The organism is Bacillus sp. MHSD_36 (assembly GCF_030757775.1).
Lineage (GTDB): Bacteria > Bacillota > Bacilli > Bacillales > Bacillaceae_G > Bacillus_A.
In genome coordinates, this window is sequence record NZ_JAVBIS010000003.1 from 1 (window position 1) to 25,334 (window position 25,334).

27 protein-coding genes and 3 pseudogenes are annotated in these 25,334 nt (G+C 34.9%); 24 read left to right on the forward strand and 6 right to left on the reverse strand.

What is annotated here, in order from left to right; genetic code table 11:
- The first annotated feature begins 212 nt into the window (after window positions 1-212).
- The 6 genes from Q9B79_RS13035 (at window position 213) to Q9B79_RS13060 (ending at window position 4,039) form a co-directional block, all read left to right on the forward strand.
- Window positions 213-500 carry a YxiG family protein gene (locus tag Q9B79_RS13035; protein WP_306184834.1) on the forward strand — a complete coding sequence of 96 codons (288 nt, stop codon included), beginning with the start codon at window positions 213-215 and terminating at the stop codon, window positions 498-500.
- On the forward strand, window positions 473-1,228 hold the full coding sequence (locus tag Q9B79_RS13040) for an Imm26 family immunity protein (protein WP_306184836.1): 756 nt from the start codon (window positions 473-475) through the stop codon (window positions 1,226-1,228). Before Q9B79_RS13035 ends, Q9B79_RS13040 begins: the two co-directional genes overlap by 28 nt.
- Before the next feature lie 126 nt (window positions 1,229-1,354).
- Complete coding sequence (locus Q9B79_RS13045) at window positions 1,355-1,879, forward strand: hypothetical protein (protein ID WP_306184838.1); 525 nt, start codon at window positions 1,355-1,357, stop codon at window positions 1,877-1,879.
- 106 nt (window positions 1,880-1,985) lie between these two features.
- A complete protein-coding gene (locus tag Q9B79_RS13050; RefSeq protein WP_306184840.1) occupies window positions 1,986-2,588 on the forward strand; it encodes a hypothetical protein in 603 nt (200 codons plus the stop codon).
- Between the two features lie 109 nt (window positions 2,589-2,697).
- Window positions 2,698-3,546 (forward strand): hypothetical protein, encoded by an 849-nt coding sequence (locus Q9B79_RS13055; protein WP_306184843.1) that lies wholly within the window; start codon window positions 2,698-2,700, stop codon window positions 3,544-3,546.
- Window positions 3,547-3,556: 10 nt separating this feature from the next.
- Window positions 3,557-4,039 (forward strand): YxiF family protein, encoded by a 483-nt coding sequence (locus Q9B79_RS13060; RefSeq protein WP_306184845.1) that lies wholly within the window; start codon window positions 3,557-3,559, stop codon window positions 4,037-4,039.
- A gap of 240 nt (window positions 4,040-4,279) precedes the next feature.
- Here the strand turns inward: Q9B79_RS13060 and Q9B79_RS13065 are convergent, their stop codons facing one another.
- A complete protein-coding gene (locus Q9B79_RS13065; RefSeq protein WP_306184847.1) occupies window positions 4,280-4,825 on the reverse strand; it encodes a TetR/AcrR family transcriptional regulator in 546 nt (181 codons plus the stop codon).
- 168 nt (window positions 4,826-4,993) lie between these two features.
- Between Q9B79_RS13065 and Q9B79_RS13070 the strand changes: the two genes are divergently transcribed.
- The 3 genes from Q9B79_RS13070 to Q9B79_RS13080 all read left to right on the forward strand — a co-directional run bounded on the left by Q9B79_RS13070 (window position 4,994) and on the right by Q9B79_RS13080 (window position 8,230).
- Window positions 4,994-5,911, forward strand: a complete 918-nt coding sequence (locus Q9B79_RS13070; protein ID WP_306184849.1) for an alpha/beta hydrolase — start codon at window positions 4,994-4,996, stop codon at window positions 5,909-5,911.
- A gap of 146 nt (window positions 5,912-6,057) precedes the next feature.
- Window positions 6,058-7,164: a metallophosphoesterase gene (locus Q9B79_RS13075; protein WP_306184851.1), complete on the forward strand. Its 1,107-nt coding sequence runs from the start codon at window positions 6,058-6,060 to the stop codon at window positions 7,162-7,164.
- Between the two features lie 88 nt (window positions 7,165-7,252).
- Window positions 7,253-8,230: an HD domain-containing protein gene (locus Q9B79_RS13080; protein ID WP_306184853.1), complete on the forward strand. Its 978-nt coding sequence runs from the start codon at window positions 7,253-7,255 to the stop codon at window positions 8,228-8,230.
- 34 nt (window positions 8,231-8,264) lie between these two features.
- Here the strand turns inward: Q9B79_RS13080 and Q9B79_RS13085 are convergent, their stop codons facing one another.
- Both Q9B79_RS13085 and Q9B79_RS13090 read right to left on the reverse strand, forming a co-directional pair.
- The gene (locus Q9B79_RS13085; protein ID WP_306184855.1) at window positions 8,265-9,389 is read right to left on the reverse strand and encodes an anti-sigma factor; all 1,125 of its coding nucleotides are present in this window, start codon (window positions 9,387-9,389) and stop codon (window positions 8,265-8,267) included.
- 5 nt (window positions 9,390-9,394) lie between these two features.
- Entirely contained in the window at window positions 9,395-9,880 is a 486-nt protein-coding gene (locus tag Q9B79_RS13090) for an RNA polymerase sigma factor (protein WP_306184857.1), read from the reverse strand.
- A 137-nt stretch (window positions 9,881-10,017) separates the two neighbouring features.
- Between Q9B79_RS13090 and Q9B79_RS13095 the strand changes: the two genes are divergently transcribed.
- The 4 genes and pseudogenes from Q9B79_RS13095 to Q9B79_RS13105 all read left to right on the forward strand — a co-directional run bounded on the left by Q9B79_RS13095 (window position 10,018) and on the right by Q9B79_RS13105 (window position 11,682).
- Window positions 10,018-10,920, forward strand: coding sequence for an AraC family transcriptional regulator (locus Q9B79_RS13095; RefSeq protein WP_306184859.1), 903 nt, complete (start codon window positions 10,018-10,020; stop codon window positions 10,918-10,920).
- Between the two features lie 60 nt (window positions 10,921-10,980).
- Entirely contained in the window at window positions 10,981-11,073 is a 93-nt protein-coding gene (locus tag Q9B79_RS26995) for a VOC family protein (protein ID WP_372339546.1), read from the forward strand.
- Between the two features lie 3 nt (window positions 11,074-11,076).
- Window positions 11,077-11,347 (forward strand): annotated as a pseudogene (locus tag Q9B79_RS13100) (VOC family protein).
- A gap of 182 nt (window positions 11,348-11,529) precedes the next feature.
- On the forward strand, window positions 11,530-11,682 hold the full coding sequence (locus Q9B79_RS13105) for a hypothetical protein (protein WP_000394952.1): 153 nt from the start codon (window positions 11,530-11,532) through the stop codon (window positions 11,680-11,682).
- A 288-nt stretch (window positions 11,683-11,970) separates the two neighbouring features.
- On the opposite strand, the gene Q9B79_RS13110 is transcribed toward Q9B79_RS13105, so the two are convergent.
- A complete protein-coding gene (locus Q9B79_RS13110; RefSeq protein WP_306184862.1) occupies window positions 11,971-13,713 on the reverse strand; it encodes a sensor histidine kinase in 1,743 nt (580 codons plus the stop codon).
- 9 nt (window positions 13,714-13,722) lie between these two features.
- Entirely contained in the window at window positions 13,723-14,427 is a 705-nt protein-coding gene (locus Q9B79_RS13115) for a response regulator transcription factor (protein WP_306184864.1), read from the reverse strand.
- A 134-nt stretch (window positions 14,428-14,561) separates the two neighbouring features.
- Between Q9B79_RS13115 and Q9B79_RS13120 the strand changes: the two genes are divergently transcribed.
- The 11 genes and pseudogenes from Q9B79_RS13120 to aceA all read left to right on the forward strand — a co-directional run bounded on the left by Q9B79_RS13120 (window position 14,562) and on the right by aceA (window position 24,143).
- Window positions 14,562-15,416, forward strand: a complete 855-nt coding sequence (locus Q9B79_RS13120) for a CPBP family intramembrane glutamic endopeptidase (RefSeq protein WP_306184866.1) — start codon at window positions 14,562-14,564, stop codon at window positions 15,414-15,416.
- Between the two features lies 1 nt (window position 15,417).
- Complete coding sequence (locus tag Q9B79_RS13125; RefSeq protein WP_306184868.1) at window positions 15,418-15,774, forward strand: hypothetical protein; 357 nt, start codon at window positions 15,418-15,420, stop codon at window positions 15,772-15,774.
- A 31-nt stretch (window positions 15,775-15,805) separates the two neighbouring features.
- Window positions 15,806-16,105, forward strand: a complete 300-nt coding sequence (locus Q9B79_RS13130) for a hypothetical protein (RefSeq protein WP_306184869.1) — start codon at window positions 15,806-15,808, stop codon at window positions 16,103-16,105.
- An 11-nt stretch (window positions 16,106-16,116) separates the two neighbouring features.
- Window positions 16,117-16,305 (forward strand): hypothetical protein, encoded by a 189-nt coding sequence (locus tag Q9B79_RS13135; RefSeq protein ID WP_306184871.1) that lies wholly within the window; start codon window positions 16,117-16,119, stop codon window positions 16,303-16,305.
- A 134-nt stretch (window positions 16,306-16,439) separates the two neighbouring features.
- Window positions 16,440-17,708, forward strand: coding sequence for a M48 family metallopeptidase (locus Q9B79_RS13140; RefSeq protein WP_306184872.1), 1,269 nt, complete (start codon window positions 16,440-16,442; stop codon window positions 17,706-17,708).
- Between the two features lie 135 nt (window positions 17,709-17,843).
- Window positions 17,844-18,623, forward strand: a pseudogene (locus Q9B79_RS27080) (MCP four helix bundle domain-containing protein); the annotation flags it as partial.
- 156 nt (window positions 18,624-18,779) lie between these two features.
- The gene (locus Q9B79_RS27085) at window positions 18,780-19,571 is read left to right on the forward strand and encodes a methyl-accepting chemotaxis protein (protein WP_483861658.1); all 792 of its coding nucleotides are present in this window, start codon (window positions 18,780-18,782) and stop codon (window positions 19,569-19,571) included.
- A 210-nt stretch (window positions 19,572-19,781) separates the two neighbouring features.
- The gene (locus tag Q9B79_RS13150) at window positions 19,782-20,684 is read left to right on the forward strand and encodes a DMT family transporter (RefSeq protein WP_306184875.1); all 903 of its coding nucleotides are present in this window, start codon (window positions 19,782-19,784) and stop codon (window positions 20,682-20,684) included.
- A gap of 23 nt (window positions 20,685-20,707) precedes the next feature.
- Window positions 20,708-20,908, forward strand: a pseudogene (locus tag Q9B79_RS13155) (S-layer homology domain-containing protein); the annotation flags it as partial.
- A gap of 194 nt (window positions 20,909-21,102) precedes the next feature.
- On the forward strand, window positions 21,103-22,692 hold the full coding sequence (gene aceB / locus Q9B79_RS13160) for a malate synthase A (protein ID WP_306184877.1): 1,590 nt from the start codon (window positions 21,103-21,105) through the stop codon (window positions 22,690-22,692).
- A 173-nt stretch (window positions 22,693-22,865) separates the two neighbouring features.
- Entirely contained in the window at window positions 22,866-24,143 is a 1,278-nt protein-coding gene (gene aceA, locus Q9B79_RS13165) for an isocitrate lyase (protein WP_306184879.1), read from the forward strand.
- Between the two features lie 253 nt (window positions 24,144-24,396).
- Here aceA and Q9B79_RS13170 read toward each other — a convergent pair whose 3' ends face one another.
- Window positions 24,397-25,188 (reverse strand): phosphotransferase, encoded by a 792-nt coding sequence (locus tag Q9B79_RS13170; protein WP_306184881.1) that lies wholly within the window; start codon window positions 25,186-25,188, stop codon window positions 24,397-24,399.
- Window positions 25,189-25,334 lie beyond the last annotated feature (146 nt).

Consider the following 25,334-nt stretch of genomic DNA (forward strand, 5'->3'; position numbering starts at 1 on the left):
CAGAAAAGTTAGTGGTCAGAAAGATTCATTTGTTAAATGTGTGTATGAATGAAGTACATGAAAAGTTACTATATGATGTAGAAGAGGATAAGAAATAAATAGAGAAATAATTTGGAGAAGGAAGAGCGAATATAGGCTCTTCTCTCTTTTGGTATACATTAATTTTCTTATGATTATAAAATCATAAGAAGAAACGTTAGAGGAGGAAGTTTTTGAAGGATGTTGATATTCAGCAAATATTAGATGAATTATGGGGGGCTACAATTTTAGATACCCAATTAAACATATTAAATGATAGTATGAAATTCATACTACAGATAATTGATGATGGAGCTATAAAGGAGATTAAATTGGAATTTATAGATGTTTCAGCATTTTACTATGTAAAAGATGATGAGAATTTAAGGTTTGAATTTTATAATAGAGAAAAAGTGGAAGCAATACAAGGTTTAATTAGTCAGGGAGAGAACAAATGGAATCAGTATTATTTAATGAATTAAATTATACGTTACAGATCGGGAAAATTCGTATGTTTATACCAGATTCTAGTTCAAAGGAATATATTATTTTTGAAGATTTAGCTGAGCTTTTAAATTTAGAGACGAATTATGATGCAATGGTGTTTATACGAAATCAAGTTAAAGAAGCTGGAATAAAAGGTAAGGTTCGTTTTGATTCAGAGAGCGATTGTGTAGAAATATATTCAACCAGTGGAAAGACGTTGTTACAAGTTACGATTTTAGTGAATGAACTTATAGACGAAGCATTTACATTTGCGAATCAAAGAGAGTATGAACAGTTTATTGGATCTTGGAAACGACCTGAAAAGCAAAAATGGAAAGTTGGAGATGTATTTTCTATCCCTTTACCAAATGAAACATATTTCTTCGGACAAATTGTTGAATTGATGGAAGACGTGTTTCCTTTATGTGTTATATTTGATTTGCATTTGAAAACAGTGCCTACGAAAGAGAGTATCGATAATGCTAACATTTTAACAGCTTTGATGCTTAATGGAATGGTATTTGACGATTATACTTTTAAGGTTATTTTCGAAATGGAAATAATGGGAGAAATAACTGAAAATACTAGGAGAAATCCAGTTCGAAATGTGACTTGGTCTACTTCTCATTTAGTAGATTTCTGTATGGAATATAAATTAGAAGAGAAACAAGAATTTGTAGAAAAGATACTTGCTAATAGAAATTTTGTAATTGAGTATAAATGAGGATAGCAATTTTTATCCGTACTATAAAGTAATATGTATTTTCTCTGGCTGAAATTATTGATCTTTATTATGAAAATCGCGAAAAAAATTTGTATGGCGAATTTGTACATGTAGGGGAATGATAAGATGAACTTTGAATTCAAAAGAGTTCAGTGTATTGAAGATAGTAATATATATCGGGTGGATAATTTTACTGACATATATGAAACGGATTTAAATAGTAATGATGATTTTAATATTGATAATTTGAATTTGATTTTTCAACAGAGGATTCATCAATTTATTATACATGTAGGTAAATCAGAAGTATTACATTTTAAAGAGGAAGTCGATTCTAAAAATATTTTCTATAAGATTTTAGATTTGGGAAAGAATAATATTTTCTTTGTTTTTGAATCTATACAAAAGAAAGAAGTACTTTATATTATCAATCTATTTTACAGTGTAAGTATAGAAAACACGTTAGCTATAATTTGTTTTGGAGAAAAGGTTCATATTGAATTTGAAAAAATAACTCAAAGTAGGATTATAGAGTATGTAATGGGAAATTGTTTTGTTCCTAAAATCACATTAGTCCCATCATCGGCGTGTGCTTTTATTCAATATGATGGTGCATTATTAACAATTGTTAGTAACAATTTAGAAATATAGAGACAGAGTAAGGAAGGATAAAGTTGTTAGAGAGAAGAGTGAGTATAAGCTTTTCTCTCTTTATATATGTCATGGTGATGTGAAAAATTGTTTTTAAGGAGGAACCATGGACACATACATTGAAATACACAAACCAGCAACGGAAAATAACGGGTATTTTCTAGTGTTAGATGAACATGATAATTTTGAAAATGATAACATCTTGAATTTGTTATCAACAATTAATAGATATATAGTTGATGTTGATACAAGCATGGAACGATTTATGGAAACAATGATGTCGAAATTTCATTTATATCTTTTAGTGAATTGTGATGGGGTTCAAGAGGAATTAACAAAGGTGCAAAATTACATTTGGGAAAAAGAATTAAAAGAGCTAAATTGGAAAAAATCTACCGTAAAGAGCACAATTTTAATCAATCATTATGATCCCGCAACTGATATTTTTGATGTGATTTCCCCAGTATGTATGGAGGGGAGTCTCATGTTTCTTTTCTCTGAAAAAGAAGTAAACGAAAATGAGTTAGAGCGCATTATAATGCATATGAAATTTGATCGGGCAAGAGTATATTTTAATAAAGAAACAATTGAACTAGCGGGGGAAATGGGGTATATAGTAGGTCATTTTGAAGATGAATATTATATAGTATCTTTATGCTCGGAAAAGCAAGTATTTGTTTGTTATGCGGAAGAACAGATTATGGATTAAAATAAAAGCTACAGAAGTTTCTACGTTGAGAATGAAAATGTACTCGGATTTTTGGGGGCGTTTTTTTACAACTTCTATATTTAGAATCACTGAGAGGATTTTCATCTATATGAAAGATATCGTATGTAAAGAGTTAGTAAGTTTTAAGTCCATTGTTGAAGCTTATCAGTTTAAAAAAATGAGTTTGGATTATAAACAAAATGTAATGTTACTTGTACAAAAGAATACGGATCAGCCTTGTATAATTTATTTGGATAAAAATAATTTACATATAAAGAGTTTCAATTTAAATGTGGATATTGATGTTGAATCTGTCCAATGTATGCAACGAATCGGAGAGAGGTGGTTGCTTATATTTAATTATGAAGGTGATAATGCAGTTATTTATAATCCAGACGGAAGTGAATATTGTAAGTTTTATGCCGGAGAAGGGATTCAAGATTGTCAGGTTGATGTGAATGAAGATATATGGGTTAGTTATTGTGATGAAGGGGTTTTCGGAGAGTGCCCAATTGGAGTAAATGGTATAGTTGCTTTTGATTCTAAAGGACAATTGATTTTTAATCATTATGATCAATATGTAGAAAGGTTTAATGTGCCTCCTATAGATGATTGTTATGCAATGAACGTTATAGATGGAGACGTTTGGCTCTATTATTATTCAGAATTTCCTTTAGTTCAAATGAAAGATAAAGAAATTCATATGTCATGGAATGAAATAAATGTAATTAAGGAAATATGGTCGGAAAGTTTTGCGGTTGCCCAAGATAAAGTAGTATTCATTACGCAAGATAAAAAGTTGGTTGTTTATGATTTAAATAATAATCATGTGCATAATATAAATCTTCGTAATGAACTGGGAGAACCGATTCAATTTGGTACTTATTATAGCCGCGGATCTGTTATGTATTTTCAGACGGACGATACGCTGTATTTTGTTGATGTACTTAATATATGAGGTGATAAAGTTGAATGAGCGTTTAGAGAGAATTAAAATCTTAAGAGAAAAGGTAGAAGAAAAGGCTACTAGACAAAAATTTTTAATATTATGTCCGTCCATAAAAAATTTCGAAGTTGTTAGTGGAGACACAATAGCTTCAGTAGTAGAGTTCTTAATTCATGAGACACCTACTCCTGTCAAAGTTACTAATGTATCAGACACTGAACATGTTATCAATGAAATAAAAGAATTTGAATGTGAATTAACTAATTTATTGTCTAAGAAGATTATTCTATGGTATGCACATGAAAACTGGGACTTTGGTGTGCATATAGAATTAGAAGATTTCATGTTATATACAAAAGAAGTATTAGATTTCATTGGGTATGATGATGTTCAAAGGAGTTTAATTTACTCTAGCCTTATTGTAGTAGATGAGTCTATGAGAAGTGGTTTTACTTTTCTAAAGAATGAGTATAATCTTGAAATAGTACTATGGAAAGAAGGTTGAAACTGTAGGACCTCATTATTATAAAACTTACCTTAGTTAGAGCTTGAGAGTATTATTGTTTGATGAGGGTGAGCTCGTTTCGATTGAATTTGTTATGAGAATTTAAAAGAGAAGGTTATATCTCAGAAGAATTTATTAAGATGAAGGTGAATAAATATATTTCATCCTTATGAAAATATGCAATTTCTAAGTTAAGAGTAAAAGTGCACCCAAATTGTTGGGTGCACTTTTTCATAACCATTATATATTCCTCTTCATCAATTCCCCAACTTGCGTCGCAACGTACTCAACATCATTATCAATTTCATCCAATACGTAAGATTCCAAAATGCCCATGACAGCTGTTCCTAAAAACTTTAAAACGATTTGTTTATCAATGTTTTTATTTAAGGATGTATTTGTGTTTAATTTTTTTTCTAGTTCACCCATGATGAACGTTAGGAACTTTTTCTGGAATGATAATGTGCTGTTGCTTCTAAATAACGATGCGAAAAATGGTTTGTGTTCTTTGAAGTATTCAAACCATATGACAGTTCCTTCTATATAGCCTTTTGTTTGTTTTATATCGCATATTTCTCTTAATTGATTTAAATGGTCGTCCACAATTTTGTCTAATAAATTGTATTTATCTAGGTAGTGTAGGTAGAAAGTTTTTCTCCCGATGTTTGCTTTTTCTGTAATGTTTTTTACTGTAATTTCATCAAAGCCATCTTCAATTAACATTTCGATAAATGCAGATTGAATAGCGTTTTGTGATTTTATAATTCTTCGATCGATTTTCTCCATATGGTGTTCCTCCGTTATTGATACACATATTTCGTTATGTGTGTATTATCACCCAAATGCGTAAATGTGGTCATTGAAACAAGTGGTTGCTCGCTTTATTATAAATATACACGTGAGTATTAACTCTCACAAGTGTAAATTAAAAATAAAGTAAGGGTGGTTTTATATATGACAGTTACGAAGAGAAATGTTCATTTTTATGCAAGAGGATTACGAATTGCAGGTATTTTAAATGTTCCTGTAGGTGCTGAGGAAAAGAAACAAAATGCAGCGATTGTTTGTGTGCATCCAGGTAGTAGCTGTAAAGAGCAAACAGCAGGATTATATGCAGAGAAATTAGCAGAACAAGGTTATGTTACGCTTGCGTTTGATGCATCGTATCAAGGTGAAAGTGAAGGTGCACCGAGATATATGGAAGAACCAGCTGCACGCGTTGAAGATATTCGCTCAGCGGTAGATTATGTAACTACTCTTCCTTATGTAGATGAAGAACGTATCGGTGTGTTAGGCGTTTGTGCGGGCGGTGGTTATGCGGTAAATGCCGCAATGACAGAGCGCCGCATTAAAGCAGTTGGCACAGTTGTTGGTGCAAATATCGGCCGATTAAATCGTGAAGCTGATCCAATTGGGGTATTAGAGGCAATTGGTAAACAACGTACTGCTGAAGCACGTGGAGCAGAGGCGATGATTACAAATTGGATTCCTAAAAATGAGGAGGAATTAAAGGCGGCAGGTATGACTGATATAGATATTGTAGAAGCAGTTGAGTACTATACAACACCGCGAGGGCAAAGTGTTAACTCTCCAAATAAGTTAAACTTTACGAGCATGGGATCGGTAATTGGATTTGATGCGTTCCATTTAACAGATACATTATTAACACAGCCGTTACAAATTATTGTCGGCAGCAAGCAAGGCGCATTCGGTTCTTATAAAGATGGTCATGAGTTGTATGAGAAAGCAGCTTCAGAGAAAAAAGATTTACTTGTTGTGGAAGGTGCGAGTCATTATGATTTATACGACCAACCAGAACCAGTAAAAATTGCAGTTGAAAAATTAACAAGTTTCTATAACGAAAATCTGTAAAAGTAATTTTGTTTTGAATTGCACCTCTAATTGTTAGGTTTGCATCTAGCAGTTAGAGGTGTTTATTGTGAAGATTGATGTGCTTAATATTTACGTTAACCGTGCATAACAAGATATAATAGAAGAAATCAAGAAGGAGGCTGGCTGTGAAAAATCTTCGTTATTTCAATATATTTACTATGTTACTTGTATATACACTACTCATGTTTTACATCGGCTGGAACGGTTGGGTTTGGCTTCATGCGGTGTTTGGCTGGGAATCTTGGGGATATTACGCTTTCGTAGTCGGATTTATTTCATATGCGTACATTCTCGTGCAAGTGTTTAAATTCTTGCCATTTCTACGAACGATAGGGTCGATTTGGTTTGCGGTCATACAATATGCGCTTATGCTGTTGCCGTTAGCAAATATTACGGTCTTTCTTTTACAGTTTACAGTGGAGAAAGAAGTGGCAATTATTTGGACAGGAACGGCCGTGTTACTTGCGTTTATCTTTATTTTTGCATATGGAGTATTCAACGCATATAGTCCAGTAGTTAGAAAGTACGAGGTGCACATACCGAAAAAAGTAGAGGGACGTAAAAGCTTACGCATTGCGATGGCTTCTGATATGCATTTCGGTAAATTATCTGGCGTGTCGCATTTAAAAAGACTTGTCCGTCATGTAAATGAGATGGAGCCTGATATTATTTTACTGCCAGGTGATATTATCGATGATCATCCAGGTGTGTTCATTCAAAAAAATATGGGACCAATTATGAAGCAAATGAAAGCTCCACTAGGCGTATATGGTGTGTTAGGAAACCACGAATATTATGGACGAGCGGTTCCTGAATTTTTACAAGAGATGGATAAGATTGATATTCGTATTCTGTTAGATGAAGTGATTACAATTGAAGATCATTTTTATCTCGTTGGAAGAAGAGATAAAACAGAGCGAGATCGTCAAAGCTTTGAAAATCTAATGAGTACGGTAGATAAATCTATGCCAGTTATCGCAATGGATCACCAACCATTTGAGTTGAAACAAGCAGCGGAGGCTGGTGTTGATTTACTATTATCCGGTCACACGCACCGCGGACAAATGGCGCCGAATCATATTGTAACGAGAAGAATGTACGAATTAGACTGGGGATACGCACAAAAAGGTGCATTCCACGCGATTGTTTCTTCTGGTTTCGGATTCTGGGGACCACCGCTTCGACTTGGAAGTAGATCTGAGATTGTGCAGGTGGAAGTTACGTTTGAATAGTGGGATAAAGAGAAAAGGGCTGATTAATAAAAATCAGTTCTTTTCTCTTTCATTTAGAAGACGCTGCTGAAATAAAGGGGGATTATAAGTGATTATATCAGATGTGCTATACGGTGAGTTTGAAGTGGATCAGGTGTTAGAAGAATTAATTGCAAGTAAGTCTATGCAAAGACTAAAAGGTATTCATCAAGGTGGAGCAAGTTATTTAGTGAACGAGAAATGGAATGTAACGCGCTTTGATCATTCAGTTGGCGTTATGTTATTAGTGAAAAAACTAGGTGGTTCAGTAGAAGAACAAATTGCAGGTTTACTGCATGATGTATCGCATACTGCTTTTTCTCATGTGATTGATTATGTTTTTGATAATATAAATGAAAGTTATCATGAAGAGATATTTAGCTCTGTTGTGAAAAAATCAGAAATTCCAGCGATTCTTTCGAAGTATGGTTATAACTATGAAGATATTTTATTAGATGATTCGAAGTGGACGTTACTCGAAAGATCAGCACCAGAATTATGTGCAGACAGAGTGGATTATACATTACGAGATATGTATACATATGGGCATATTTCGTTAGAAGAAGTTCACAGTTTTTTAGAGGATGTCATCGCAGTAGATGGGAAAATGGTTCTGCAAAGTATCGAAATGGCAGAGTGGTTTACAAAGACGTATTATAAAGAAGTAATCGATTTCTTTATGAAACCAATCAATATTTACGGAAACGATATGTTAGCTAAGATGTTAAAGTTAGCTCTTCATAAAAAGGTTATTCATGCAGATGACTTTCTTCTTGAAGATGATGAGCTTATTTCTAAATTGCAGCAATGTAATGATCCAGAAGTACATGCTTTATTAAGCAAAGTTCATCCGAATGTAAAAGCAAAAGAAGATAGAAAAGATTATGATTTGTATCAGAAAAATAAAGTCCGTCTTATTGATCCTCCGTTACTTCGTGAAGGTGAAGTTGTTTCATCGTCTGTTGTGTCGGAAAAAATAAGACAGATGAGCGAGATCGCTTATGAAAAAGCGGTGAGAGGGATGTATGTGAAAGTGATTTCGGATTAAAAAGGAGAGCATATCTTTGCTCTCCTTTTTCTCATTAATAATCAAACCAATTCCAAACCTCAATATCTCCAAGAGTCGCATAACGAACGTGGGGTGAGTTTTGTAATTTTAATAACTCTTTCGACGGGCCAGTAATGACCATGCCGTATACTTTAACGCCGTTATCTTTTACATACTGATAGCGCTTATCTAATTTTAGTTCTTTCTCAGGAATTATAGCTATTTTACTTACCGTTTCCGTATGTGTAGAAAGAATACGCATCATTTCGATAACTTTATCTTCTGGCGTTTTCTGATTCTCTGTATCACTATCTAGGAATCTTATATGTTCTGGAAAGCCTATAGCTTCTCCGCCATGTAGGATGTGGTCTTCTACATTTGTTTTTTCTTGTCCCGTATCTAAAGCGTACCATAAAGGAGTTGGAGGGAGTTCTTGTGCTTCAAATACGTTATATAAAAGTGGTTCTAGCTCCTTTAAAGTGTAAGCTTTGTCAAAAGAAATTGTTATTTCTGCAACGGTTCCTTCATGTACTTTTGCAAGTGTATCCCATACCTTTTTTGAAGATTCCTTTAAATAATCACCCTGTTCTGTTTTTGGGTGAACAAAGAAGAGCTTTGGCTGATAGAATGTATTCATCCAAGAGTTATTTAGGACATTTACAGATGATAAGAAGCTACTCGTTTCTAATGTCCCGAGTGGTATTTCTTTTTTACCGACCGTTTTTACTACATCAAAATGGCTGTTCGTACGGAAAAAAGCTTCTACACTTGTTCCACCGCCCATAACGCGGCTATTTGGCATAGTCGCTTCAAGTGCAAGAGAAGGAACACTTCTTATTTCTTCTAACCTTTTATCGTTATTAGATTGGAAATAAAAGGCGGATAATATTCCGCCGATTATATATATGACGATACAAATGGATAGGATGAAACCAAGCGTCTGTAATCGATGTTTCCACTTAATTTTCCAAAAAGGGATTTTAAGATCTTTTGGTGGTAACTTTTTCTTAACTGGCTCTGTTTTTGCGAGCAATTCATCCAAATGTGTTTCACACTCTTCGCACGTTTCTATATGACTTTCTAACTCTTCTTGTTCATCATGCGTGAGCGTTCCGTTTTCGTACTTCTCCCATAGTTTTTTAAACTCTGAACAAACCATCCGTATCACTCCTTTATGCTTTTCGTTTCTTTTCGTCCCCGGTGTAATTCAATTTTTACTTTTGCTAGTGAGAGACCGGTCATCTCTGCTATTTCTTTATATGAAAATCCGTAGTAATCTCGTAGTAACAGGACATTTCGTCTTTCAAGAGGAAGAGAAGATAAATGGTCTAACCAACTAGCAATCTCATGTTTTATAAAATAAGAGTGCTCTGTACTAGGTACGTTCGGTAAATGGAATTCTTCAACTGTCGTTGTTTTATATCTGTTTTCTTTTCGATACCAATCGATAAAGGCGTTGTAGGCAATCGTAAATAACCACGGCCTAATTTCTTCTCCTTTATAATAGTCAATATGGACGAGCATGCGGTAAAACGTTTCTTGCATGAGATCTTCCGCGTAGTGGGAATCTCCGGTAAGGGAGAGAAGATAGCGAAATAAGTCGTGCATATGCTCGGAGTAAATGTCTTCTAATGACTGTTTGCGTTTCACTACATTTCCCTCCCTTCATACATAACAACGAAATACATATAAAAAAGTTACAATTTTTTATGGAATTATAGTAAAAAACATCAAGAATTGGATAGGATTCTCTTTTATCATAATACATATAAGGCGGGTGAACAGAGATGGAAAGCTATGAAACACAAATTCAAAGGTCAATTGATTATATTGAGGAAGATGTAATGGAAAAACAGACGCTGCGTAATTTAGCACGTATTGCAGGTTTTTCTGAGTCACATTTTCATCGTGTATTTCAGGCGTTAGTAGGTGATACAGTAATGGAGTATGTTCGAAAGAGGAGGTTAGCCCGGGCAGCTTATCAACTTTCTCATACGGATGAAAAAATTATTGATATCGCATTTGAGCATGGCTTTCAATCTCACGAAACGTTCACGAGAGCCTTTAAAAAATTATTTCAAATGACACCGAGTGAATATCGAAAACAAGAAATTGAAACGCCGATGTATTACAGCGTGAATGTAAAACAAAGAAAATTAAATCCGTATTTAGGAGGCATACAAATGGAATATCGTATTGTAAATAAACCAGAATTTTTAATGGCGGGTTATGAACTGAAGACGACAAGTAAAGAAGGGAAAAACCATCAAGACATCCCAGCATTTTGGCAAGAATATTTACAAAAAGATCTTGGAACAACGATTCCGAATCGTAAAGATACGAGCCAATGGGTAGAGCTTGGATTATGTACTGATTTTAATTTAGAAACAGGAGACTTCACGTATATTATTGGAATGGAAGTTACAGACTTTGAAAATGTACCAAATGAAATTGCAAAGCGTACTTTCCCAGCGGCGACATATGCTGTATTCACAACACCGAAAGTTCCTCATGAAGAAATGGTATCGTCTATTCACCAAACGTGGAATGCAGTATTCGCAGAATGGTTCCCGCATTCAGGTTATGAACATTGCGGCGTTACAGAGTTTGAATTATACGATGAGCGTTGCCACGAAGATAAGAGTGAGTTCGCTCAAGTGGAACTTTGGATACCGGTGAAGAAAAAATAATAGATTGAAAGCGAGTCATTGAGAAATGGTTCGCTTTTTTATAAAGGAGGAAATGGGAAGATGTTCAAAAAACTAGAATGTGTATCTATACATACGAAGGATATAGAAAGATCAGTTTCTTTCTATAAAGAAATGGGAATGAAGCAAAACTAGGTTATAGAAAGAGAATTAGAAGAAGGGGGTTATTTGGACGTTAATAGGATTGAAGTTTCCAGATGCGAAAAGTTCGGAGTTAGTAATAAGCAATCATCCAGATATTAACTTTATGGAAGTCGAAGTATTAGTAGAAGATGTGCAACAAACGTATGATAGTTTAAAAGATAATAAAGATGTGAAATGGATTCGCGAACCATTTCCAACAGAATCAGGGCATGTTGCAGTAATGGAAGCACCTGATGAGAATGTGTTTGTGTTAGTAGGGAAATAGCTAAAATATGGAGATGACCTTTCATAGTGAGTTGTGAAAGGTTATTTTTACGAGTGGATTGTTAAATTTGTATTGCCTCATCTGTAATACATTTAAAAATGATAAAATAAAGTAGCAATTAAATATTGCGGGTGGAAGGTTATGCCCTTTCTTTATTTTGTGGAGAAAGGAGGTGTAATCGTATGGAATTTCTTTTGCAAATTTTGTTGGAAATCACAAAAACTATAGCTAGAGAAGGTATAGTTATGGGATTTAAGAAATTAACGACAAAAAAGCGCAAAAAGAAGACCACCCGTCTGCCTGCGAAGCGTGGGAAGTCTTCTAAGCGCAAATAAGCTTTAGTTGCAACCTTCCACCTTGCGGTAATTAGTTGCAGTGACGGGGTGTTGGAAGCACCTCGTCTACTTCATTTTATGCAAAACTTAGTTAGTTTATACTTCTATTTATAGTATAACAGTTTAGAAATGTATTTGTTAATAGTTTTATTTTTACTTTGTATAGTAGAGGAAGTAGACTGGTATTGTTGGTTTTTGTCGAAAGCTCGATATATTTTGAAAATCGCCGATATAATTTTATTTACTGTCAAACTTCCCCATAAGAAAAGACGCCACATAGCGCCTTTTCTACGAACGAAACGGAAACACAAGTATAATTGTCGTTCCTTTTCCTAGTTCGCTATTAATAGAAATCGTTCCGTTATGAGCATGGACGAGCTGTTTTGTAATAGCGAGACCAAGTCCCGTTCCGATGTTGCTTTCTTCTGTATTTGTTCCTCTATAATATCGCTCAAAGAGAAGCTCTTTCGTTTTATCATCCATTCCTCTGCCGTTATCTGAAATAGAGAGTGTAAATGAATTTTCATTTTGCGAAAGTTTTACGATGACGTTTGTCGTTTCATTATTATGTTTTACAGCGTTTACGAGTAAGTTTTCGATAATACGCTGGAACCATTTTTCTTCAATGAAATATTGAATTTTGTTTGAGCTTGGTACGAATTCAATATTTTGATTTTGAAGTGTCGGATTATTAATGAATTGCAATAATACTTTTTGGACAAATTGATTCATTTCAATGTTTACGTGCTGCGCAGGAAGACTGTTATTTTTTAATTGATACGTTAAGCTTAAGTCATCAATTAATGTCGTCATATATTGCGATTTCTCTTTCATAACGCTGCCGAATTGTTGAATGTCACGATCAGTCCAGTTGTACTGCTTTGATTCTAGTAATAATGCGTAACCATATATAGAGCTAAGTGGTGTTTTTAAGTCATGCGTGAGACCGGTAATCCATTCTTCACGTGTTTGCTGCAATACTTGTCTCATTGCATCATTTTTTTTGAGTGTAATAGAAAGGTGCTCTAGTGAATTTGTCACATCACTAAATAAGCGGAATGACCATTTTTCTTTACCAGATCGCCGGAACCTGACAGGTTTCCCTTTTTTATTAACGGGCTCTTCGTACTTTCCACCAGCTATATTTTTAAGCCAGCGCATCGCATGTAATAACGGTTTTCCAAATTTATTACCGTACCAAATAGAAAGAATGACTAAATAAACAAATACGATAAGAAGGATTAATCCGCATCCGATTAGAAACTTTTTAGCAAATACATTGTCTATTTCATCATCTGGGTAGTAGTGCTCATTTTTTGCAGTTATAACGAGAAGATGATTGCTATTTGTATCGTAAAAGCTAGACGTGTTTTCTTTGTGATTCCACGGTTCTTTTGCGTTAAGAGCAGCCTGTATGCCAGAAAATGTTTTTTTCTTTCCGTTCGGATAGGAGAATACTTCTTCGCCGCCACTATTAAAGATTTGAAGAGTAGCCTTTTCTTTAGAAAGTAACTGTTTTTCTTCTTCTGTTAATGTGAACGTATCCGCAGATACAGAAGGGTGCTTTTTTTGGATTGATTTCAGTAATACATTGCTTTTTACCGTACCGCCGTAAATAACAAGTACGTTCTTTTCTTCTAATTCAATTTCCCAATATGTAAACGTATAAGGGCTTTCTATGTGATTTTGTATATAAGAGAATAAAGATGTTTCTGTATAAGATGTTGGCACGTCACTAGGCGTATTAAAGTGATAGAGAACTTTTCCGTTTTCCTCTACAACTTGAATCCAATCATTTTTCTCTTTAATTAAGTCTTTTACTTCAGCCTTTAACGAAATTTCGCCATCTTCTGAAGAGATATATCTGGAAATCGTAAAACTATCAGAATCTGGAATGTTCGGTTCGTATGAAGTACTCGTAACAAGAAAAAATAAATAAGTGAAAGCCACTACTACAGCAATCAGTAATGTAACCAAAACAAATACGTGTTGCATGATAAACTGGATAATAAGTCGTTTATTAAAGTTCATATCGTCACCCTACTTTGTAATGAACTTATAGCCAAGTCCGCGAACAGTTTTTATATATTCTGGTTTACTTGGGTCTTGTTCAATTTTTTCACGTAGTTTTCGAATGTGGACCATAACGGTATTATCATCGCCATTATAGGCTGGTGCTCCCCAAACTTTTTCGTATATTTCTTCTTTCGAAAATACGTAGTTCGGATTCTCGCAAAAGAAGAGTAATAGCTGAAATAGCTGGGCGGAACATTCGACGATATGTCCATTTACTGTAAGTTCTGCGGAATATGGATCAATTTCAAATCTACCAAATGAACTGGATTGTGCTTTTTGTTCGTGTGGTACTGCTTGTTTCATATGTCTTCGGAGTTGTGCTTTCATACGAGCGACTACTTCAAGTGGATTAAATGGCTTCGTAATATAATCATCTGCACCGTGTGAAAATCCAGATATTTTATCTAAATCAGATGTTTTAGCTGTAAGGAAGAAAATAGGGCAATCTGTTTTCTGGCGAATGATTGGACAAATATCAAAACCAGATTGTCCAGGAAGCATAACATCTAAAATAATCAAATCGTAATCGTTTTGCTGAGTGAGAGATAAAGCTATTTCAGCGGATGTCGCAGTTGTAATATGAGAAAAACCTTCTTTTTCAAGAATGGTAGTTAGTAATTGTAAAATTGCTGTTTCATCATCAACGAGCAAAATATTTGCTTCATACATAAAAATCCCTCCTAATTTCCTCGAATATCATATCATCTTTCGGTAACTTATGGAATTTTTAAGGAAATTTTAAGGTTTTCTTTCTCAAAAAATTAAGAATCAAATGATATGATAAAAGTAACATAGGGGAGGAGATGAGTGTGAATCCGTTTCAAACGATGCGAGCTAGATATTTTTTAATTGTATTTGCACTATTAACTTTAGTTGCAAGGGTCAGTAATGAATTGATAGAAAATACATTTCATATGCAAAATTCTACTTTTATAAATATTCTTATATTCTATATCCTTCCGATTACATGGATTTTTTTTGAGTATAGAAAACACCGTGTTTCATTTTCATTATTTATTAATAAACATGAAACATTTAACCTGGTGCAAGTTTTATACATTGCACTTATGTTAGCTGTGTTTAGTTATGGATATCTTATTTTGTACATGTATAGTTTTGCATGGATTACACCGGAATTTATTATGAACGCATTACGTGAACCGGTTATTGATAGCACAGGGGGATATGTATATCAAATTATTATGGTCGTGTTCATCGCACCAATTATTGGTGAATTTGTTTTTCGGGGATTTTTACTGCAACGCTTTGCAGCAAAATGGGGAACGAGTATAGCAATCATTGTAGTAGCGATGTTGTTTGCGTTGCTACATGTTGATTTCCTAGGCGCAGTAGTATTTAGTGTTGTACTATCAATCGTATATATTCGAACAAATAGCTTACTCATGCCAATTGCTATCCACATGTTAAACAATGCATTTGTAATCGGTGCTTCTTTTTTAATAAATAAAGAAGAGATAATGAGTTTCGCAGATTTCTCAAATTATATGACGTTCTTTCCAGGACTTATTATTTTTATAATAGGATTAAATTTAGTACTCATCTTTTTATTTGTTAACCGCAAATATTGGAATAAAGAAATGCCAGCTATATATGTAGAACAAGAAGAGAGTTTTTCACATGTAGTGGGGGATAAATGAGATGAAGAAGACGATTGAAAAAATATTGAAAGACATGATAGAATCTACGTCTCTTACAGATATGTGTGATAAAAGCGTTTGTCATTGGCTTCAGCCTGTAGTAGATACGATTGTGTTTCCAGAGTATTATTTGTTCTCTAGTAATCATTTAAAAGAAAATATTATTTCTCTTCTTATTGTGCTAGGGGTTTTACTAATACTTGGTCTAATAGTAGAAGAAATGATGAAGCGCATCTTCAGAAAGAATGAAGAGAAGTATATGTGGGTTCATAAAGTATTCGAGAAAGTAATAGTGGCTTTCCTTTTGTTTTATAGTATGAAAACAATCATTTACTTTATAGCTTTGAAACATCATTGATTCTAAATTTGAAAGGGATGTATAAAAATATATGAATGAAACAATATCATCAAATAAGTTTTTTTATTTGATTTTGCTTAGTATAGTGCTGATAACGACAGTCAATGTTATTCTTCGCTGGGAAGAGGCTTATTTCTTTATGTATTTAGCACTCCATTTGTTAGGAGTATTATGTATAAGCGGTGGAGTAGTTGCTGAAAAAAAGAGTGAAGAAAGCGTTAATTATATGTGTGTGACCGGTCTTATTTTACTTTTAGCTGTGCAAGGTATTATGAAATATAGTTCTTTTTCTTTACAAGATTTTAGTTTATTAGTGGATATACTTCCTTAAGGAGAAACGTTATGTTATCTAAGAAGCAAGTAGGATACGTACTAGTTTTAATTGGATTTTTTACGCTTATTGTAACGACTTTATTTTTTCAAGACTATGAATATATAAGCTATATAAAAGGCGCTGGTTTAATATGTTGGGTTGTAAGTACGTTTCTTATCCCAGAGTATGAACCGAAGAAAGTGTCTAAAGGTAGGTAAAACTCTTCTATTTGTAGAAGAGTTTTTTTATGTAAATAAAGGGATTTCGAGCAATTCGCGTAATAAGCTTGTTCTAATTTAGCATGTACGAACTTACAATAATAATAGACAGGCAGCATAGAGGAGGGAATAGCGTGAGGAAGGTTATTGGGTGGTCGCTTTTTTTGTACGTTGGGTTTGCGTTGCTTATATATTGGTATTTATTTGGATGGAATTATGAACTTATTCCGGACATGTATAAAGGAACGAGTGCAGATCCAGAAACGTTTATGAATGCGAGAGAGCTTACGCTAAGCCAAGATTATTCGCGCGTGAAAAATTTACTGTATTTTTTAGCGACGCCTCTGGAATGGATTATATTATTATTTGTACTTGTGCTCGGTGTTTCAAGAAAGTTTGAGAAATGGTCGAAGGAAACGACGAAAATAAGTGTCCTGCAAGTTGCGATTTATTTCTTTTATTTATCACTACTCACAACAGTTCTTGCCTTGCCGATGCAATGGATTAGCCGAAAAGTGTCCGTTGATTACGGCATTTCAACGCAAAGTACACAAAGCTGGATAAAAGATCACGTTATCGATTTTTGGGTGAATTATGCGACTATGTTACTCATTGTTACTGTTTTGTTATGGCTTATCGGTAAATTTCCGAAGCGATGGTGGCTAGTAGGCTGGGCGCTTTCTGTACCATTTACAATCTTTTTAACATTTGTGCAGCCGGTCGTTATTGACCCGCTTTATAATGACTTCTCGACGCTACAAAATAAAGAATTAGAAACAAAAATTTTAGCACTTGCAGATAAAGCTGATATTCCATCTGAACACGTATATGAAGTAAATATGTCAGAGAAAACGAATTCGTTAAATGCATACGTAACGGGGCTTGGAAAAAATCTTCGCATTGTAATGTGGGATACAACGCTTAAGCAATTAAAAGATAAAGAGATTTTATTTATAATGGCCCATGAAATGGGACATTATGTTATGAAACATATATATTGGGGCGTTGCGAGTTATGTGCTGCTATCGTTTATAGGGATGTATCTCATTAGTCGTATTATAAATATGTGTATTCGAAAATGGGGGAATACGCTGCAAATTTCAAAAGCAGCATGTTTTTCAATTTTACCTTTATTTTTCTTAATTTCTTCTGTACTCTCTTTTGCATCACAGCCAGCAACAAACTATGTTTCTCGTATAGAAGAACGAGCGGCAGATCAATATGCTTTAGACATGACGAAGGACGGGAAATCTGGTGTAAAAACGTTTCAATATTTATCAAAAACGAGTTTAAGCCAAGTAAATCCGCCTGCGTTAGTGAAGTTTTTCTTATACACACATCCACCAATTTTCGAAAGAATTCATACGTTTGAACAATATGAGAAACAAAGCAAAAAGAAGTAGCTATTATGCTACTTCTTTTTTATAGAGATATAAGTTTGATATTGGGAATATTTATCATTGCTTTTTATTGTGATTTTGTAAATAATAAGCTATAAAATTCTAAAAATCTATATATAAAGGAATAAAGGTGAAAAAATGTATTTTTTACAAAATTTAAAAGTGAAATATAAATTATTATCGCTTATTTCATTAGCAGTTTTGAGCATGGTAATTATGAGCGTTGTAGCAATTAATTCTATTAATAAAATTAAGCATGATACAGGGATTGTAGTCGATGATTATCAATATTCTGCAATTTTATTAGAAGGAATGCTTCGTACACAAAATTCACTAGAATATAACTTGCTAGAATTAATTACAGCGTCACAAAATGAGGGGACAAATAAAGAAAGTATTATTGGTAATATTGAAAAGGATCTTAAAAAATATGAGTCATTATTAAAAGAGTATGATGATGGCTTTAATTTAAGTAAGCAAGAGGATGAACTGTTTCAGAAGATGAAGAAATTTTTACCAAGTTATATAGATACATATAAAAATTTGTTTGAAAAAGCGAAGGTAACAAACGAGCCACAAATGGTAAACGAATTTCAGAAGGAATTAAAACCGAAGGGGGTAGAGTTAGCTGAATATGCGGTAGATCTAGAATCGTATGTTTCAAAATTAGCTGATCAAGTATTTAAAGATTCTCAAAAAATGATAGATCGATCTGTTGTCACTTTTATCATTCTTGTAGTAGTTACTACAATCATTATATGCATAGTAAGTTATATTATTGGCAAGCTTATAGTTGCTCCTTTACAAACTGTTAGTCGTATGATGGAAAGAGCAAAAGATGGGGATTTAACTGTACATGGTGAGTATAATGCTAAAGATGAATTAGGTGTATTAGTAAGTGATTTTAATGAGATGATTACAGGGTTAAGAACAAATATGAAAAAAGTAGATAATAATATTCAGCTTTTATTCCAACATGCAGACGGAGTGGTATCTGCATCAGAAGTATCTAGCAGTGCGGCGAAGAAAATAACGATGGATATTGAAGAAGTAGCTAATGGTGCAGAGAGCCAAATGCAAGCAATGGAACAAACTGCAGGTGCGATGGAAGAGTTGACACAAGGAATGCAGAGTATAGTGAATACATCATCATCTGTAAATGAATTGTCTGCTCAGTCAGCATTAGATGCAGAGAGTGGTAATAAGTTAATGAAACAAATGATTCAACAGATGAATATAATCCAAAATTCAGTACATAGTGGTGTTAAACAAGTGGAGACTATGAAAGAACAATCAGAAGAAATTGTTAAAATCATTGATGTTATGCAAGCTATTGCCTCTCAGATTAACTTATTAGCATTAAATGCCGCAATTGAGGCTGCCCGTGCTGGAGAAAGTGGTAGAGGGTTTGCAATTGTAGCAGATGAAGTGCGGAAATTAGCGGAACAATCTAGTAATTCTGCAAAACAAATTGAGAAACTTATTACTCAAGTTATGGGAACAACGAGCAATACCGTAGATATGATGGGGAAAGTAGATAATGAGGTACAGGCAGGTACACAAGTAGTAGTGCATACAGAAAAAGTATTTGGAAAAATTACAGAAAAAGTACAGAAAGTATCTGAGCAAATTCAAACGGTATCTATGTCTACAGATGAAATTGCAGCGAGCAGTGAGGAGATTTCGGCTTCTGCAGAAGACATAGCTCAAATTTCCCAAAGATCATCTGACCGAACTGATAGGGTAAAAGAGTCTATTCAACAACAAGAAAAATCTGTTCAAGAGATTTCGGTTTCAATTGAACATATGCATAACGCAGCAGGAGAATTAAAACAAATAGTTGCCCAATTTACTCTTCAAAAGTAGTAATATATTTAAGTTTTAATATAGAGAAATTCCTCTCAATAATAAAAAAATCATCCTATATAAAAAAGGATGATTTTTTTATGGGAATTTTGTGCGGCTGTCACTCGTTATATTCTAATTTTTTACAATTTTCCGATTGTAATATATAATAATACGTAATGTTTTGGGGATTTCTCATTTGTAAAGATAGGTTATAGGAGGAGAGAAAGGGTGTTTAATAAAAAATCAATGCCGGCTATAAAAATGATCCTTTCGATGTCTATTTTCGGATCAATTGGATTTTTTTCTGTTCAAACAGGTTTACCGTCTTTTGAATTAGTATTCGTTCGTTGCATTTGTGCGACTATATTTTTAGCATTGTGTTGGCTCGTAACAGGACAGTATAAAAATGAGAAATGGAATAAAAAAGAAGTCATGCAAATATTAGCATGCGGTATATTTCTCGTTTTTAACTGGGTATTTCTATTTAAAGCGTTTGAAGTTATGTCGATTACAATTGCAATTTCAGTTTACCATCTTGCACCCATTATCGTATTAATGATTGGTAGTATTGTATTTAAAGAGAGACTTACAGTATTTGCGGTTATGTCCATTGTCATTTGCTTTATCGGTACAATTTTAGTAGCTGGAGTAGATGGAAGTCTATCGCTCGAAAAACTGATGTCGTCTGGAATGGTATGGGCACTTCTTGCAGCTTTATTTTATGCTTTTACCACTTTATTAGGGAAAGGAATTCAGCATACGAGCGCATATGCGATGACATTTTTACAAACGTTTTTAGGTATATTTTTATTGCTACCATTCGTAGATTTTGGCAAGTTTCAAGGGTTAACAGAGATGAACTGGATGATGATCACAGCGACAGGGCTTATACATACGGGATTTGTATATTATTTATTTTTTGACAGTTTAAGAGGTTTATCGACGAGATTAATTTCGGTACTAGTATTTTTAGATCCTGCAGTTGCAATCCTATTAGATACAGTCTTTACCGGGTTTAGACCGACTAGTATGCAAGTAGTAGGGATTGTTCTTATATTTGTAGGAATGGCTCTAACTTTCCGCAAGGGAAAAGAGAAGGAATTGTCGATGAAGGAAAGTGCTACTTTATAACTTTGAAAAGACGCAAATATATATCAAAACAAAAGCATATATTTAAAGATGTACCAAAAGGACATTGGGCAGAAGAGGCAATTAGTGCACTGCAATCCAATCAAGTTGTTACAGAAACTGGAAAAGGGATGTATGAATTAAATCGCCCTGTACCGAGAAAACAATATGCTCAGTTTATAAACAATGCGATTATTAATTATCATTTGAAAGAGGAGTGGAAATAGAAAAAATCATACAAAAAGGTCATTGTTGTATAACAGGGGCCTTTTTTATATGGAATAAATCGTGAAAGAAAGGCATTTTGAAAAAAAAACAAAATGAATTTTTCAAAAAAAACTTCCTTTTCTGAAGATTTGTTATATAATATAAAACATAAAATCAAATCTGTTATAAAACAGTTTAAAAAGGGGATGCTAATATGTCGACGCAAACTTCACGGGTTACATTGCCCGGAGAAATGTTGCCAGCGTACAACGAAATATTGACACCTGAGGCGCTGAGTTTTTTAAAGGAACTACATGAAAATTTCAATGAGCGCCGCATAGAACTTTTACAAAAGCGTACGGAGAAACAAAAGAGAATTGATGCAGGAGAGTTTCCGAAGTTTTTAGAAGAAACGAAGCACATACGTGAAGCGGACTGGACAATTGCCAAATTGCCAAAAGATTTAGAGGATCGCCGCGTAGAGATTACTGGACCAGTAGATAGAAAGATGGTTATTAATGCTTTAAATTCAGGAGCACATCTTTTTATGGCAGATTTTGAAGATTCGAATTCACCAACTTGGCAGAATGCAATTGAAGGTCAAATAAACTTACGAGATGCAGTACAGGGAACGATTTCACATAAAAATGAAAATGGAAAAGAATATCATCTGAATAGTAAAACAGCTGTACTAATTGTGCGTCCAAGAGGATGGCATTTAGAAGAAAAACATATGCAGGTTGAAGGGAAGAATATGTCTGGTAGCTTAGTAGATTTCGGACTTTATTTTTTCCATAATGCGAAAGCTCTTTTAGCAAAAGGAAGTGGTCCATACTTTTACTTACCGAAAATGGAAAGTCATTTAGAGGCAAGGTTATGGAATGATGTTTTCGTATTTGCTCAAAAATATATCGGTATTCCAAACGGAACGATCAAAGCAACGGTGTTATTGGAAACGATTCACGCTTCGTTTGAAATGGATGAAATTTTGTATGAGCTTAAAGATCATTCTGCTGGGTTAAATTGCGGGAGATGGGATTATATTTTCAGTTTTCTAAAGAGTTTCCGTAATCATAATGAATTTTTACTTCCAGATAGAGCGCAAGTCACGATGACGGCGCCGTTTATGCGCGCGTATTCTTTGAAAGTCATTCAAACGTGTCACCGTCGTAATGCACCAGCTATTGGAGGAATGGCGGCACAAATTCCAATTAAAAACAATCCAGAAGCGAATGAAGCAGCTTTTGAAAAAGTGCGTGCGGATAAAGAGCGCGAAGCTTTAGATGGTCATGATGGGACTTGGGTTGCCCACCCGGGACTTGTACCAGTCGCGATGGAAGTATTTAATCACATTATGAAAACACCGAATCAAATTTTTAGAAAACGTGAAGAAATACATGTTACAGAAAAGGATTTATTAGAAGTACCAGTGGGAACGATTACAGAAGAGGGACTTCGCCTAAATATTAGTGTAGGTATTCAATATATCGCATCTTGGTTAAGTGGACGGGGAGCAGCACCAATTTATAACTTAATGGAAGATGCGGCAACAGCGGAAATTTCTAGGGCACAAGTATGGCAATGGATTCGCCATGAAGGTGGAAAGCTAAATGACGGCCGTAATATTACGCTCAAATTGATGGAAGAATTAAAAGAAGAAGAATTAGCAAAAATAGAAAGAGAGATTGGTAAAGAAGCCTTTAAGAAAGGGAGATTCCAAGAGGCGACAACGTTATTTACAAATCTCGTTCGGAATGATGAATTCGTACCATTTTTAACATTACCGGGTTATAAAATTTTATAAAGTGAAACTTTGATCAGTGGGGGGAGGGGTATCCCCCATTGATTATTAGTTGAACCAATCGGACTTTTACGGGCAGTTGGCTCCCAACTAACTTCCTTGCATTCGCTGAATTTTGAGATGGGAGTCTTACAGCCCGTTAATGTGGGATAAAAAATGAAAAGGGGATGGAACAAATGAAAAACGAAAGAATCGACAAATTACAAGAGAGCTGGGAATTAGATACGCGTTGGAAAGGAATCACACGTCCATATTCGGCAGAAGATGTAATTCGCCTGCGTGGGTCAATTGATATTGAACACACGTTAGCGCGCCGCGGTGCTGAAAAGCTTTGGGCGTCGCTTCATACGGAAGATTACATTAACGCACTTGGCGCATTAACCGGAAACCAAGCGATGCAGCAAGTAAAAGCTGGTTTAAAAGCAATTTATTTAAGTGGATGGCAAGTCGCGGCTGATGCGAACCTTTCTGGACATATGTATCCAGACCAAAGTTTATATCCAGCGAACAGCGTACCTGCTGTAGTAAAACGAATTAATCAAACACTTCAACGTGCGGATCAAATCCAGCATATGGAAGGAAGCGGTGATACCGATTATTTCGTACCGATTGTAGCAGATGCAGAAGCTGGATTTGGCGGACAATTAAACGTATTTGAACTAATGAAAGGTATGATTGAAGCTGGTGCATCAGGTGTGCACTTTGAAGATCAATTATCTTCAGAGAAAAAATGTGGGCATTTAGGCGGAAAAGTATTACTACCAACGCAAACAGCGGTACGTAATTTAATTTCAGCACGCCTTGCTGCTGACGTAATGGGAGTGCCGACAATTATCGTTGCAAGAACAGATGCAGATGCAGCAGATTTAATTACGAGCGATATTGATCCGGTTGATAAAGCATTTGTTACAGGAGAAAGAACTCCAGAAGGATTTTACCGTACGAAAGCGGGTCTTGATCAAGCGATTGCACGTGGTTTAGCATACGCTCCTTATGCAGATCTCGTTTGGTGCGAAACGTCTGAACCAAATTTAGAAGATGCAAAACGATTTGCAGACGCAATTCATAAAGAGCATCCAGGGAAATTACTTGCATATAACTGTTCACCTTCATTCAACTGGAAACAAAAACTAGATGAGAAAACAATTGCGAGCTTCCAAAAAGAAATCGCATCTTACGGTTATAAGTTCCAGTTCGTAACACTAGCTGGATTCCACTCATTAAACTACGGCATGTTTGAATTAGCACGTGGCTATAAAGAGCGCGGCATGGCAGCGTACTCTGAACTACAACAAGCAGAATTCGCAGCAGAAAAACATGGCTACTCCGCAACACGTCACCAACGCGAAGTAGGAACAGGTTACTTTGATGAAGTAGCACAAGTTATTACAGGCGGTACTTCATCAACGACAGCGCTAAAAGGATCTACAGAAGAAGCACAATTTACGAAATAAAGTGAAACTTTAATCAGTGGGGGTTTTCTTCATCCCCCACTGATTATCAGTCCTCACCAATCGGACTTTAATGGGCAGCCCGACCCCCACCTAAATTCTTTGCTTTCGCTGCATTTTGAGGTGGGGGTCTTACTGCCCATTAAAGCGGGATAAAAGGAAGGGGCCCCTTTTTAAAGGGTGCCCCTTATTATTTTCTAAACGATTCGAGGAGTAAATGAAAATAATCGACTTACCAACAAAAAAGACAATAGGATTAAATCCACTCAGCTCTATGATCACGAATAAACTTCATATCTTTTTCATAATGCTTTAAATGTCCCTCATCAATCATTCTTTGAAAATTTACGTCGCCTTCTTGCGCTTTTCTGTTCATATACGTACATAACGCTTCTAGGCGTAGCAGTACCATACCTATGTAATCTTCGTCCATACTTTTTCCGTAGGAATAGACAAATAATTTCACTCTTTCTTTCGTACGATTAGCATGTTGTGCCGATTCATAATGAACTGCCTCGCCCGATTCTGTATAATACACTCTACTTAAAGGTATACAAGTATAAAGCGTATAAGCGATATCCCAAATCCTTGGGCCAGGAGCAGCAACATCGAAATCAATAATGCCTACTGGTTTCTCGTCATTAAAAATAATGTTATATATGGCAAAATCGTTATGGCATACAACCTCCATGTTATTTGGAGTAAGATCCATCGGTTTCCAATCATCTACTAACGGAAAATCACTTACCGCATCATGGTACAGGCGAAGCATCTTTGCGATTTCTTTTAAAACATCGTTAGACCGCATATATTCTTTTAACGGATAATTTCCAGCTTCTCCTTCAATAAAGGATAAAATCTCTCTATCTTTTTCATCTACCCCTAAAAACTTTGGAGCGTGATGAAATCCTTTCTTTTCTAAGTGCTGTAATAATTGATGAATTTGTGAGCTCCCAGGCTTTAATTCTCGCCGAACAGTATTTGCAGAACGATATACATTTGAGACGTTTCCCCCGGTAAGCTTTTCTTCGTTTGTATAGTTTGACATATAATCCCCTCCAATATCGCGACCGCTTGAGTATATTGTAACACCTCAGAAGAAGGGATGTAATCGTATTCAAATAATGTATGGGTTCATTTTATAGTGGATGCTGCACGTGTTAAAATCGAATATTTACGAATGTACAATCCATT